13 protein-coding genes are annotated in these 12,235 nt (G+C 63.0%); 8 read left to right on the forward strand and 5 right to left on the reverse strand.

Annotation, left to right across the window (positions count from 1 at the left end; all coding sequences use genetic code 11):
* Nucleotides 1–131 precede the first annotated feature (131 nt).
* Nucleotides 132–1,748, forward strand: a complete 1,617-nt coding sequence (locus HU230_RS36720; protein WP_176534014.1) for a phosphoenolpyruvate carboxykinase — start codon at nt 132–134, stop codon at nt 1,746–1,748.
* 208 nt (nt 1,749–1,956) lie between these two features.
* On the opposite strand, the gene rocF is transcribed toward HU230_RS36720, so the two are convergent.
* The 3 genes from rocF to HU230_RS36735 all read right to left on the reverse strand — a co-directional run bounded on the left by rocF (nt 1,957) and on the right by HU230_RS36735 (nt 6,643).
* A complete protein-coding gene (gene rocF, locus HU230_RS36725; RefSeq protein WP_176534013.1) occupies nt 1,957–2,934 on the reverse strand; it encodes an arginase in 978 nt (325 codons plus the stop codon).
* A 167-nt stretch (nt 2,935–3,101) separates the two neighbouring features.
* The gene (locus HU230_RS36730) at nt 3,102–3,920 is read right to left on the reverse strand and encodes an acyl-CoA thioesterase (RefSeq protein WP_176534012.1); all 819 of its coding nucleotides are present in this window, start codon (nt 3,918–3,920) and stop codon (nt 3,102–3,104) included.
* Between the two features lie 176 nt (nt 3,921–4,096).
* Complete coding sequence (locus HU230_RS36735) at nt 4,097–6,643, reverse strand: glycogen/starch/alpha-glucan phosphorylase (protein WP_176534011.1); 2,547 nt, start codon at nt 6,641–6,643, stop codon at nt 4,097–4,099.
* Between the two features lie 209 nt (nt 6,644–6,852).
* On the opposite strand from HU230_RS36735, the gene HU230_RS36740 reads away from it, so the two are divergent.
* Nucleotides 6,853–7,086, forward strand: a complete 234-nt coding sequence (locus HU230_RS36740; protein WP_176534010.1) for a hypothetical protein — start codon at nt 6,853–6,855, stop codon at nt 7,084–7,086.
* A gap of 287 nt (nt 7,087–7,373) precedes the next feature.
* Here HU230_RS36740 and HU230_RS36745 read toward each other — a convergent pair whose 3' ends face one another.
* Nucleotides 7,374–7,664: a GIY-YIG nuclease family protein gene (locus tag HU230_RS36745; RefSeq protein WP_176534009.1), complete on the reverse strand. Its 291-nt coding sequence runs from the start codon at nt 7,662–7,664 to the stop codon at nt 7,374–7,376.
* A gap of 449 nt (nt 7,665–8,113) precedes the next feature.
* Here HU230_RS36745 and HU230_RS36750 point away from each other — a divergent pair, with 449 nt between their 5' ends.
* The 3 genes from HU230_RS36750 (at nt 8,114) to HU230_RS36760 (ending at nt 9,528) form a co-directional block, all read left to right on the forward strand.
* Nucleotides 8,114–8,299, forward strand: coding sequence for a helix-turn-helix domain-containing protein (locus tag HU230_RS36750; protein WP_176534008.1), 186 nt, complete (start codon nt 8,114–8,116; stop codon nt 8,297–8,299).
* A 409-nt stretch (nt 8,300–8,708) separates the two neighbouring features.
* Nucleotides 8,709–8,939 (forward strand): hypothetical protein, encoded by a 231-nt coding sequence (locus tag HU230_RS36755; RefSeq protein WP_176534007.1) that lies wholly within the window; start codon nt 8,709–8,711, stop codon nt 8,937–8,939.
* On the forward strand, nt 8,929–9,528 hold the full coding sequence (locus HU230_RS36760) for a hypothetical protein (RefSeq protein WP_176534006.1): 600 nt from the start codon (nt 8,929–8,931) through the stop codon (nt 9,526–9,528). The genes HU230_RS36755 and HU230_RS36760 overlap by 11 nt, the downstream gene beginning before the upstream one ends.
* On the opposite strand, the gene HU230_RS36765 is transcribed toward HU230_RS36760, so the two are convergent.
* Entirely contained in the window at nt 9,505–10,011 is a 507-nt protein-coding gene (locus tag HU230_RS36765; protein ID WP_176534005.1) for a hypothetical protein, read from the reverse strand. The genes HU230_RS36760 and HU230_RS36765 overlap by 24 nt on opposite strands.
* Nucleotides 10,012–10,465: 454 nt before the next feature.
* Here HU230_RS36765 and HU230_RS36770 point away from each other — a divergent pair, with 454 nt between their 5' ends.
* From HU230_RS36770 to HU230_RS36780, 3 genes are all read left to right on the forward strand, one after another.
* Nucleotides 10,466–10,741, forward strand: coding sequence for a hypothetical protein (locus HU230_RS36770; RefSeq protein ID WP_176534004.1), 276 nt, complete (start codon nt 10,466–10,468; stop codon nt 10,739–10,741).
* Between the two features lie 268 nt (nt 10,742–11,009).
* Entirely contained in the window at nt 11,010–11,393 is a 384-nt protein-coding gene (locus HU230_RS36775) for a hypothetical protein (protein ID WP_176534003.1), read from the forward strand.
* Between the two features lie 181 nt (nt 11,394–11,574).
* On the forward strand, nt 11,575–12,231 hold the full coding sequence (locus HU230_RS36780) for a hypothetical protein (RefSeq protein WP_176534002.1): 657 nt from the start codon (nt 11,575–11,577) through the stop codon (nt 12,229–12,231).
* The last annotated feature ends 4 nt before the right edge of the window (nt 12,232–12,235 follow it).

Genomic DNA, 12,235 nt, shown 5'->3' on the forward strand with positions numbered 1-12,235 from the left:
CCGGCGATCCCCACTATTAGGTCGCCGGACCGGGGCCGAGAGGCTATATTATTCTGATGACGGTCACCGCGGCGGAGCGCGACTAGCGATGTTCGCGCGAACAAGGATACGCGGGTTCGAGGAGGTTCTTCGTGCAAGAGACGGGCGTGCATAACGGTGCCTTCGGCGCCGACAAATTCGGCTTAAAAAATCTCAAAGGCGTGCATTGGAACTATGGCGCGCCGCAGCTCTACGAGCACGCGTTGCGATCAGGCGAAGCGGTGCTCTCGGCCGATGGCGCGCTTTGCGCGGATACCGGCGTGTTCACCGGCCGCAGCCCGAAGGACAAGTTCACGGTCCGCGATGATCTCACCGACAAGAGCATGTGGTGGGCTGGCAACCAGTCGATCACCTCGGAGCAGTTCGCGACGCTGCATGCCGACTTCCTCAAGCATGCCGAAGGCATGACGCTGTTCGCGCAGGATCTCTACGGCGGCGCCGATCCGAAGCATCGCATCAAGACACGCGTCTTCACCGAGCTTGCCTGGCACTCGCTGTTCATCCGCACGCTGCTCATTCGTCCCGAGACGTCGGAGCTCGCGAGCTTCGTGCCCGAACTCACGATCATCGATCTGCCGAGCTTCCGCGCCGATCCGAAGCGCCACGGCTGCAAGTCGGAAAACGTCGTCGCCATCGATTTCGCCCGCAAGATCGTCCTGATCGGCGGCTCGCAATATGCCGGCGAGATGAAGAAGAGCGTATTCACCACGCTGAACTATTACCTGCCCGAGAAGGGCGTGATGCCGATGCATTGCTCGGCCAATGTCGGCCCGGACGGCGACACCGCGATCTTCTTCGGCCTGTCCGGCACCGGCAAGACCACGCTGTCGGCCGATCCCAAGCGCACGCTGATCGGCGATGACGAGCATGGCTGGAGCGACGACGGCGTCTTCAATTTCGAAGGCGGCTGCTACGCCAAGTGCATCAAGCTCTCAGGCGAAGCCGAGCCGGAAATCTATGCCGCCAGCAAGCGCTTCGGTGCGGTGCTGGAGAACGTCGTGCTCGGTGCCAATGATCGCGTGCCCGATTTCGACGACGGCTCGAAGACCGAGAACACCCGCTCGGCCTATCCGCTCGATTTCATTCCGAACGCCTCGCGCACCGGCTGCGCGCCGCATCCGAAGAACGTGGTGATGCTCGCCGCCGACGCCTTCGGCGTGATGCCGCCGATCGCCAGGCTGACGCCGGCGCAGGCGATGTATCACTTCCTGTCCGGCTACACCGCGAAGGTTGCCGGCACCGAGCGCGGCCTCGGCAACGAGCCGCAGCCGGAGTTCTCCACCTGCTTCGGTTCGCCGTTCCTGCCGCGCGATCCGTCGGTCTACGGCAACATGCTGCGCGAGCTGATCGCCAAGCACAATGTCGATTGCTGGCTGGTCAACACCGGCTGGACCGGCGGCAAGTACGGCATCGGCCGCCGCATGCCGATCAAGGCGACCCGCGCGCTGCTCACCGCGGCGCTGAACGGTTCGCTCCGCAATGCCGACTTCCGCACCGACAAGTATTTCGGCTTCGCGGTGCCGACCTCGCTGCCTGGCGTCGAGCCGCACATCCTCGATCCGATCAAGACCTGGGCCGACAAGGCCGAGTTCGACAAGACCGCACGTGCGCTGGTCGGCATGTTCCAGAAGAACTTCGCCAAGTTCGAAGCGCAGGTCGACGCCGAAGTCCGCGCCGCCGCGCCGGAAGTGAAGCTCGCAGCCGAGTAATTCGCGCAAGCGTATGCGATTTGAAAAGGCGGCCCTCGTGGCCGCCTTTTTGTTGCAGTCTCGCTTCCTCTATCCGCGCGACACTCCCTCAATCCGTCCCCCTGAGGAGGCCGCGAAGCGGCCGTCTCGAAGGGTCGGCGGCCACCAGCCGGGGCCGTCCATCCTTCGAGGCTCGCTCCGCTCGCACCTCAGGATGACAGGATTGGGACTACTCGCCCATCTCGGGCAGCATCGCATTGCTCGGCGTCTGCCTGTCGGTGATCTGCAGGCCGAACAGGCTGCCGATCAGTTCGACCGCGACGCGCGCGGTGCGGCCGCGCTCGTCGAGGAACGGATTGAGCTCGACGATATCGAGCGAGCGCACCAGTCCGGAATCGTGCAGCAGCTCCATAATAAGATGGGCTTCCCGATAGGTCGCGCCGCCCGGCACGGTGGTGCCGACGCCCGGCGCGACTTCCGGATCGAGGAAGTCGACGTCGAACGAGACATGCAGCACGCCGTTCTTGGCCCTGACGCGCTCGATGACACGGCGGGTGAGCACCGCGACGCCGAACTCGTCGATCTGGCGCATGTCCGCGATCGAGACGTTGCGCTGCCGCAGCAGCTTTCGCTCCAGCGGATCGACCGAGCGCGTGCCGATCAGGTCGAGCTGATCCGGCGGGATCGAGGCGCGCGGCAATCCGCCGAGCAGATCGTCGAGCCCGGGCTCGCCGCACAGGAAGGCAGCCGACATGCCGTGCATATTGCCGGTGATGGTGGTGGCCGGCGTGTTGTAGTCGGCATGGGCGTCGACCCACAGCGCGAACAGCGGCCGGCCCTTCTCCTGCCAGTAGCGCGTGACGCCGTTGATCGACCCCATCGACAATGAGTGATCGCCGCCCATGAAGATCGGGATCGCGCCGGAATGCGCCAGCCAGTAGGCGCGCTCCGAGAGGGCGCGGGTCCAGGTCTTCACCTCGTCGTAGAACTTGGTATTTGCCGGCGCCGGACCGTCGGCGACCACAGCGGGGATCGCAAGGTTGCCGTGGTCGTCAACCCGGAAGTCGAGCTGCTCGAGCAGGCGCGCGATGCCCGCGGTGCGCAGCGCGTCCGGGCCCATCAGCGGGCCGGGCTGCGACGCGCCGATCTCGATGGGAACGCCGAGCAGGGCGATGCGCGAGGGTCTGGAGTTGTCGGCTTCGGACATGCGGCAGGGCTCCCAAAGGCGTGGAACAGAAGCGACGCGCCACTGTTCCCTCAACCCTTGAAATAGGCAACCCGGTCCAATCCGGCCATGTGGATAGTTGAGTTGTGCGTCCAGATTTGACGCGTTTTCTTCACCGCGAACCGGTGCCCACTTCGCTCGAAAACGCGCTAGGCCTTGAAATAGGCGATCTGCGTCGTGGTGGCGAGCAGGCGGCCGGATGGCGACCACAATTCGCCGTGCTGGTCGCCATAGCTCTTGTGGAAGATCTTGGCGTCGGCGGTGGCGAGCACGCGGGTGGTATCCTCCGCATCCATGTCGGCTGCATCGACGTGGAAATAGGTCGTCAACGACACCGTGCCGAACGGCACCAGTTCGTGCCGCGCGTGGAACACGCGGCCGAAGAACGCGTCCGACATCGACATCAGCGACAGCGCATCGAGCTTGCGCGGCACGCGGTCGGCGATCCAGAGTTTTGAATAGGGGCTCGACGGCTGCTTCGCGGCGCCGCCGCCGAGTTTCGGTTCGCCCTCGGCAAATCGGAAATCATACTGGTTGGCCCAGGTCATCGCGAGCTTCGGATAGGGCCGGAGTTCTTCGAACGGCACCGCGCCGGGAAACTCGGCGGGCTGATGCGACCACGACGGTCGGCGCTCGGCAAACACCGCGGTCGCCAAGGTCGTGACCTCGCCGCCGCCTTGCGTCATCTCGACCGACCAGTGCTGGCTCGAGCGATTGCTCCGCACCAGGCGGACGTCGAGATCGAACATGCCCTCGGCGACCGGCGCGCAGTAATTGACGGTCAGCGCCAGCGGATCGCCCGCGCGCTGCGGGTGCTGCATCAGGGCGCGCAGGATCGTCGCGGCGGTGCAGCCGCCGAACGGGCCGACGAACGCCCAGTAATCCGGGCTGGTTCGTCCCTGCCAGCGGCTGTCGCCGGCGGTGACGGCGGTAGCTTCGTCGAACAAATGCGGGGTCTTGGTGAGCATATTCTTCGGTTCCGTCATTGCGAGCGAAGCGAAGCAATCCAAAGCCGCAAAGCAAGTCTGGATTGCTTCGTCGCTTTGCTCCTCGCAATGACGCCCTTATCCGGACAAGCAATATCCCGGCAAGGAGGCGGAATTCAATGACGTCGGACGTCATCGATTTCCACGTCCCGGGACTGTCAGCCCTTCGCCTCGCGCTGGTTGCCGAGCTGCGGCGAGGCGCTCGGGTGCACCGGCACATGCCAGATGTCCTCGGCATATTCGCGGATGGTGCGGTCGGAGGAGAACCACGCCATGCGCGCCACATTGAGGATCGAAGCGCGGGTCCAGGCCGGCATCACCTGCCAGCGCGCGTCGATGCCGCGCTGTGCGTCGTAGTAGGAATCGAAATCGGCCGAGACCATGTAGTGGTCGAGGTAGCGCAGCGCGTGCCCGATCGAGGCGAAGCGCGCGGCATCGCCCGGCGAGAACTCGCCGCTCTCGATGGCGCGGATCGCGCGCTCGAGCCGCGGCGATTTGCCGATCACGTCGCTGGCATCGAGCCCCTGCTTGCGGCGGACCATGACGTCGCCGGCCTCGAGGCCGAAGATCGCGATGTTCTCCTCGCCGACATTGTCGCGGATTTCGATGTTGGCGCCGTCGAGCGTGCCGATGGTCAGCGCGCCGTTCAGCGCCAGCTTCATGTTGCCGGTGCCCGAGGCCTCCATGCCGGCGGTCGAGATCTGCTCGGAGAGATCGGCGGCGGGGATGATCACCTCGGCGAGGCTGACATTGTAGTCGGCGAGGAAGACGACCTTCAGTCTGCCGCCGAGCGAAGCGTCGTTGTTGATGACCTCGCCGACGTCGCTGATCAGCTTGATGATCAGCTTGGCGTAGCGATAGCTCGCCGCCGCCTTGCCCGCGAAGATCTTCACGCGCGGCACCCAGTCGCGTTGCGGCTCGTCCTTCATCGCGTGGTACAGCGCGATCGTCTCCAGGATGTTGAGCAGCTGCCGCTTGTATTCGTGGATGCGCTTGATCTGCACGTCGAACAGCGCCGACGGGTCGACCTTGATGTAGTTGCGCTCGCCGATCAGCCGCGCCAGCGCCAGCTTGTTGTGATGCTTGACGTCGCGGAAGCGCTTCTGGAATTCCAGATCGCTCGAGTGGGGCTCGAGCCGTTCGAGCAGCGAGAAGTCGTCGAGCACGGCCTCGCCGCAGGTCTCGCGCAGCAGCGCGGTCAGCCGCGGGTTGGCCAGCATCAGCCAGCGGCGGAAGGTGATGCCGTTGGTCTTGTTGGCGATGCGCTGGGGATAGAGATGATGAAGGTCGTGGAACACGGTCTCCTTCATCAGGTCGGAATGCATCGCGGAGACGCCGTTGATGCGGTGCGAGCCGACGAAGGCGAGCTGGCCCATTCGCACACGGCGGCCGCTGCGCTCGTCGATCAGCGACACCGAGGCGCGGTATTCGATGTCGCCGGGGAAGCGCTCCTCGGCGAGCGCGAGATGGGCCACGTTGATGCGGTAGATGATCTCGAGATGCCGCGGCAAGAGCCGCTCGAACAGTTCGACCGGCCAGGTCTCGAGCGCCTCCGGCAGCAGCGTGTGGTTGGTGTAGGACAGCGTCGCGACCGTGATCTTCCAGGCCTCGTCCCAGCGGAAATTGTGCAGGTCGACCAGGATGCGCATCAGCTCGGTGACCGCAAGGCTCGGATGAGTGTCGTTGAGCTGCACGGCCGCCTTCTGCGCGAGGTTGCGCAGGCCGCCGTCGGAGGCGAGATGCCGCTTCACGAGATCCTGCAACGAGGCCGAGACGAAGAAATATTCCTGGCGCAGCCGCAGCTCGCGGCCGGCCGCGCTCTCGTCGTTCGGATAGAGGAATTTGCAGATCGCCTCGGCGCGCGCCTGCTCGGCGCTGGCCGAGACGTAGTCGCCGGTGTTGAAGACGTCGAGCTGGAGCGGATCGGGCGCGTGCGCCGACCAGAGCCGAAGCGCGTTGACGTGCTTGCCGCGCCAGCCGACGATCGGCGTGTCGTACGCCATCGCCTCGACGGTTTCCGCCGGGTGCCAGGTGGCGCGGTCGCGGCCGCGGTCGTCGACATGCTCGACATGGCCGCCGAAGTGGACGTTGTAGACCACCTCAGGCCGCTGGAATTCCCAGGGGTTGCCGAAGGCGAGCCACTCGTCGGGATATTCCTGCTGCCAGCCCTGGTTCATGATCTGGCGGAACAGGCCGAAATCGTAGCGGATGCCGTAGCCGGTCGCGGGGATCGCCAGCGTCGCCATGCTCTCCATGAAGCAGGCCGCCAGCCGCCCGAGGCCGCCATTGCCGAGCGCCGCGTCCGGCTCGCATTTGCGCAGGTCGGAGAGATCGACGCCGAGGTCGCCGAGCGCGGCCTCGAACAGCGGCAGCAATCCCATATTGTTCAGCGCGTCGGTGAACAGGCGGCCGATCAGGAATTCGAGCGAGAGATAATAGACGCGCTTGGAGCCGGCGTCGTAGGTCTGCTTCTCGGCCGTCAGCCAGTGGTGCACGATACGGTCGCGCAGCGCCAGCGCCGCCGCCTTGTACCAGTCGCGCCTGGTCGCAACGGTGGCGTCCTTGCCGATCGCCAGCCGGAGCTTGGCGAGGATCGCGCCCTTGATCTCGGTCAGTGCCAGCTCGTCGATCGGCTGGTTCAATGCCGGGTAGTTTGTTTGTTCGTGCAAAGCGCTCAATCCCTGCCGTTCAGACTTCCGGATCATGATGCGATCATATTGTCCGGATCATGCCCCAAGTCGATGATACGCGCGTTGCATGGCAATCGAAACCGCCCGAAGCGTTGCCGTGCCTGGCGCTGCCGACATTTTATGCAAGGACCGGGCCGATTCAGATGCCTTCGGAACCGTCGTAGCCGGTGCTACGATCGGCCGTGAAGGCCGGGATTTTGCGGCAATTTGGCGGAGGATGCGTGATGAGACTCTTGATCGAGATCGCGGCCACGGCGTTGCTCATGGTGTGCATCACGGCGACCAGCGCAGCCTATGCGGCGGGCAAGCCTGGCCGCAGCGCCGACGGCCTGAGCTGCAGCTTCAGCGTGGCGCAGAATGCCTCGCCGGCCGCGCGCTGCGCCGCCATCAAGCGGCAATGCGGCGGCAAGTTTGACGCGAATGCTTGCGGTGACAAGCTGCTGTCCGCAGCGAATTAGGTCGCCGCACAACGCGCCTTCACGCGCAATCGGAAACACCGTGGTGATACGGATTTCCAAGGCTTAACGAGTTCTTTACAAACACAGCTGTCGCTCGTGGGGCGGGCACATTTTTCCAGCTCCGACGCATTTCATTCCGAAGCAATTTTTCAACGGGCCGCTGACTTAGTCAGCGGCCCGAATTGCTTTGTGGGCTGTGCGAACATGGCGACCGCTTTTCCTATGCGGCAAAGGCAGTCACCGCGATTCGTCGCCCCGGCGAAGGCCGGGGCCCATAACCACAGCCGTCAGAGAAGGTGGGACAGGTCGCTCCATTCCGGATTGTCTTGCTCGATCAGGCGCACCTTCCAGTCGCGGCGCCATTCCTTCAGCGCTTTTTCCCGTGCGATCGCCTCTTGTGGTGAAGCGTAGACCTCCATGTAAACCAGTCGCGTGACGCCGTATTTCTTGACGAATTGTGAGCCGCGTCCAGCGCGATGAAGCGTAAGCCGAGTGCAAAGATTGTTGCTGACGCCGATGTAGAGCGTTCCATGGCGGCGGCTCGCGAGAATGTAGACGTAATAGACTGCCGCATTCATTTCGGGGCACCGATCACGTGAGCTGTCCGATCGCGGTGGTTATGGGCCCCGGCCTTCGCCGGGGCGACGCTCATCGATGATACTAGAACGAATTAAGAACACTTTAGCAAGTCTTTGATATATCATTGTGATTCGGCGCCTGCGCCGACACAATATCTATGGTCTCTCAGTCTCCGCGAGGGCTACATGTCCGCTCAAAAATAGAAGTTGTGCCCATTTCATAAGGGTTTTTGTAATTTCGGATTTCATGCCCTACGTCTTTCCCCACGTCCGTCGGTCCACCAGCCATCGGGAAGCGTCTGAAAATATCGCGGCTAAGGGTCATTGACGGGCGAGAGGGCGAGGCGTAGCTCGCGGGACAGCACTCGCCCGGCCGCTCAGTCGGACGAACCTACCAGATGATAGCGCGCTACCGATCAACCGCCACGGGGGTGGAAGGTCGCCGCCCCATGTCTAAGCTCTCTCTTGCCGTTTCTCGTGACGAAGCTGCCTACGCGCTGAGCGTTGATATCCAGACCGTTGATCGCCTGATCAAGGCAAAGAAGCTCCGAGCCTCGAAGCTTGGTCGGCGCGTTGTCGTTCGCCTCGCCGATATTGAACGGATGCTCGATGCGAACGCGGTCAACCCCTCTTAGGCCGGAAGCTACTCGGCCCGAAAGATTCACGAGTGGTTGTCCGCGCGGTCTCGCTCGCGCTCAAGAGCTACTTCCGATGAGCCGCGCACACTGCAAATGATCCGGAAGAGGCTCGGTCAACCGGGCCTTTTCGTTTCGGGTCACGTGATCTATACGCCCCGGCGCAATTGCTAGTTGTTCCCCACATTTTCTTCGACTACCCTGTAGTCACGATCGAACATAGGCCCGAGGGTCGGCGGTGATGACGCCCCGATCTGTAAATATCTTCGATCCCGGCGCGCGGTGTTTCACATGCCCGCCCGTCCGCGACCCGCATGGCGGTTTTCGAAAATCTCCGTAGTAGGACAACGTCGGCGCTGCTCTTCCAAGAGCGCGCCGACCGTTCTCCGCCGATCTCGCGGGAGTTCGCATGCGTCGTCACGTCGCTCCAGTTCTCAAGCTCGCGCTGAGCCCCACGCAAATCGTCACAGCCTGCGGCGTGAGCCCGGCCGCTGTGCGTGAGGGCATCGCGAGCGGTGCGCTCATCGTGCACGACGTTCGCGGGAAACGCCGCGTCTGGATTGGCGGCCCCGGCGGCGTCGAGCAGTGGTTTAAATCTTTCCCCTTAGCAAAACAGAAAGTCTCGTCCCATGCCGTTTGAGTATCTCGACATCCCGAGGCTCGCGACCAACGCGGCCAGAGCCTATGTGCCGCGTCTGCAAGACAGCGCGATTGCGGAATTCAGCCAGCGTATTTCCGAGGAGGTCGCACGGGGCCTCTGGATACAGGATGGTCCCAACGCGATCGGTCCCGAAGGCCGCAACATCGAAGAGTACGTAGAGCATCTTGTAAGCACTAGACCGCACTGGCTTGTGCCGGCAGTCGAGACCAGCGAGGACGTTGATAATGTCTGGACCAGCGGCTCTTTGACGAAGCAGGGCGAGCGCTTCCGCGAGTTGCGGCGCTTCCTCGGCAACGACAAGGCCGCCAATGCCGCGCTTGCCGAGGAGGCCGCGTTGTACGGCACTACGCCCGGATCAACGAAGCCCGGCGTCAAGCCCGGTCCCGTAGATGAGAAGGCGAAAGCCAAAGCCGATCAAGCCAACAATGCGTACTCGCCAGCGTTCAAGGGCGACCGCTCCGCAAAGATCGCCTCCATGATCAAGGGAATGGGCGCGAAGACCGTTGCCGAGATCGCGGCGGCTGCCGGCTGTCGGATCGATGGTTCACCACTTCGGAAAGGAAAATAACAAATGGCTCCCAATCCCCACCGAACCCGCACGCCAACCGGTAACATCTTTCAGCATGGACAACTCAACGTGATGGGCGACGGCTCCGGATATCGTCAAACCAACATGCCCGACATTGCGCGAGCCGACGGCAAGCCGAAGAACATGGCTGCATCTCCGATCAAGCCGGGCATGAAGCGCCAGACGCAAGGCGCGCTGCATCCTCATCTGCACGGCCAGATGATCGACGACGAGACGGACGTGAAGCTGCATCTCAACGGTCGCAGCGTCAACGTCCACGATGGCATGGGAACGCATCGCGCAACCGCACATGAGCGCGGCATCGTTGCTCATGTCGAGGATGGCAGTCGTCATCTCCGCGCCGCAGGCGTGCTCGGGCGACAGGATCGTGTCGGCGAATTTGACACGAGCTTCGTTCAGAAGACGGTCGGCAAGGCGGCTTCGCTGCCCGCGTCGAAAGCTCGTCGAGATCGGTGACGACATGACGCGCGGCATCATTAATCGGTGGCAAGGCCACCATGGCTTCATTGAGCCCACATCCGGCTCAGAGCCGACGTGCTTCGTTCACGCGGATGATTTACCGCCTGAATTTCGTAGGGGACGCGCGCGACCCATTGGGCGTGAAGTCGAGTACGAACGGATCGTAACTTCGCAAGGGACACGAGCGTCCAACATCCGGGTTACCCGATGACCATGGGTGTGTTGACCGCATTTGACGGTGAGATCGGAATTATCACGGCCGACAGTGGTGAGCTTGTCGATGTGCACTGCATCCACATGCCCAGACGCCCAGAGCCGTTGGCGGGTCATCGTGTGTCGTTTGAAATCGTGCGCGAGCTAGAAGCGCCAGCTTACGCACGCGGAGTTTGGATCATCCTTGACGGAGCTAAGCCGCCGGCCGTCGAGCAGTGGGGGCGCAAGCTTCGAGGGCGAGCCGATGAATTGGACACCGCATGACGGCGTCATAGTGCAATGGAAACGGCACAAGACCAAACGGCGATATTGGGGCTTCATTGGGCGCGCCGATGGTGAGTTGATTTGGTTCGGCGAGGGCGCGCTCGATAGCAACGCCATCGATCGGCATACGTTCGGCAAGGGCGATCACGTCAAGTTCGCGCTGTTTCCAGAATGCCGAGATGGAAATCGTCCGACCGCGTGCAAGGTGTGGCTTGTGAAGCGTGCGCAAGAAAATGGAGAGCGAGATGTCGCATAAGAACCTCAAGATCAGCGCCGCGTCGCGGTCGCGCAAGCCAATTGTCGGACATGCTGACGCGAAGTCTGTTCACACGCATTCAAAGCGTGGCCGTCGCGGTCGTTATCATCCGCTCGACGTGAAGATGCCGGCCGCAAAGGTTCTTCCCGGCTCTCCGGGCAGCGGTGCGGCTCCGGGTGCCAATGGCCCGCCCACCACAGGGGCTTGGATGCCGGGCACATCAGGCGGCCCGATGGGCTGTTGATCAACACAATCATAGGAGGGTCACATGGCCACCAAAGTAGTTGGAAGCAAATTCAAGCCTGAGAATTCTTTCGGTCAGAACGGCTATCAAGGCGCGTTCAGCACGACGCCCGGCAAGCCGGAACCGCAGCTCATGGTGCGCGTCATCGCAACATCGATCCTGCGCGTATCGCACTGGGAAATAATCGGGCCGTTTCGCAGATCGCTCCGCGCGGCTCGCACCAAAGCTGATCAGTTCGGCGCGCACTTAACCCGCGTCCGGTGCGTAACCGTTGTCCGTGGCGTGCGGACCAAGGCCGGACCGTCATCCGATTGTTCGTCGCGGACGGTCCGGCCATTCAATCCAGATTGGTCGCTGTGCTCGCATACACCGATCAGTGCAGCGCTCTCACCAAATGCCCGGTGGTGAGGGCGCGCCAATTCGACAGAGGAGTGTCCCAATGACGGACCTTGTGATCTTCGATAAGTTCGGCGCAATCGACCATCCCGCTGTCAGCGCGGCCGATCTCGACGCGCTGACGCCCGATGAGAGGACTGCGCTCGCGACTGTCATCGAAACGGACGCCGCAGTGCAGGCCGCAGAACAGCGCGTGATCGATGCCCGCAAGAAAATGGCTTCGACAGCGGCAGAACATGACGCCGCTCTCGCCGCTCTTCATACGTTGCGCGGCCCTGTCGATCCTGTCGATCTCATCAAAAAAGTCACCATGCTGCATCTCGGCGTGGTTCAGCGCGACAGCACGACCGCCGAGCTTACAGCGGAGCACGCTGCCATCCAAGCCAAGGCGCGGAAGGCCGATGCCGAGTTGAAGAAGGCCGGCAGTCCCGGGCTCGATGCAGAACACGACCTCAGGAAGGAGTTGAAGACTGCTCTTGTGAGACTGGAGCGCGCCAAGGCGATCGAAGCCGCACAGGCTACCTATGACGACGCTGTCGTTGCGCTCGCCGAAATTCGCGCGGAGCACTACGCTGCGTCGGCCGCTGTTCATCCGGTGCGCGCCCGCCATGCAGACGCCATCGTTGCTTGGTCTCGCCACACTCGGAAGCTGACACAGCTTGATCTCGCCCGGGCCGCTGCCGAGCGCACCAATGCAGAGCGGCTTGCCGCAGCGAAAGCCAGCCCGCCGAGCACCGACCCGCGTGATCTTCCGATCGCGAAGGCATTCGCCGCGAAGAAGGAGGTCGCACGCTCGACGCGTCGCGCCTATCAGCCGGCCGCGTCGGTTCGCGGAAGCATCGTTCGCTGAGTTC

The organism is Bradyrhizobium quebecense, assembly GCF_013373795.3.
In the GTDB taxonomy this organism is placed as follows: Bacteria; Pseudomonadota; Alphaproteobacteria; order Rhizobiales; family Xanthobacteraceae; genus Bradyrhizobium; species Bradyrhizobium quebecense.

Excerpts from the sequence above, each read along its gene's own strand:
- HU230_RS36775 (WP_176534003.1), top strand. The coding sequence starts at position 11,010 with ATGGCCACCAAAGTAGTTGGAAGCAAATTCAAGCCTGAGAATTCTTTC.
- rocF (WP_176534013.1), bottom strand. The coding sequence starts at position 2,934 with ATGTCCGAAGCCGACAACTCCAGACCCTCGCGCATCGCCCTGCTCGGC.
- HU230_RS36755 (WP_176534007.1), top strand. The coding sequence starts at position 8,709 with ATGCGTCGTCACGTCGCTCCAGTTCTCAAGCTCGCGCTGAGCCCCACG.
- HU230_RS36750 (WP_176534008.1), top strand. The coding sequence starts at position 8,114 with ATGTCTAAGCTCTCTCTTGCCGTTTCTCGTGACGAAGCTGCCTACGCG.
- HU230_RS36740 (WP_176534010.1), top strand. The coding sequence starts at position 6,853 with ATGAGACTCTTGATCGAGATCGCGGCCACGGCGTTGCTCATGGTGTGC.
- HU230_RS36765 (WP_176534005.1), bottom strand. The coding sequence starts at position 10,011 with ATGTCGTCACCGATCTCGACGAGCTTTCGACGCGGGCAGCGAAGCCGC.
- HU230_RS36735 (WP_176534011.1), bottom strand. The coding sequence starts at position 6,643 with ATGATCCGGAAGTCTGAACGGCAGGGATTGAGCGCTTTGCACGAACAA.
- HU230_RS36745 (WP_176534009.1), bottom strand. The coding sequence starts at position 7,664 with ATGAATGCGGCAGTCTATTACGTCTACATTCTCGCGAGCCGCCGCCAT.
- HU230_RS36760 (WP_176534006.1), top strand. The coding sequence starts at position 8,929 with ATGCCGTTTGAGTATCTCGACATCCCGAGGCTCGCGACCAACGCGGCC.
- HU230_RS36730 (WP_176534012.1), bottom strand. The coding sequence starts at position 3,920 with ATGCTCACCAAGACCCCGCATTTGTTCGACGAAGCTACCGCCGTCACC.
- HU230_RS36770 (WP_176534004.1), top strand. The coding sequence starts at position 10,466 with ATGAATTGGACACCGCATGACGGCGTCATAGTGCAATGGAAACGGCAC.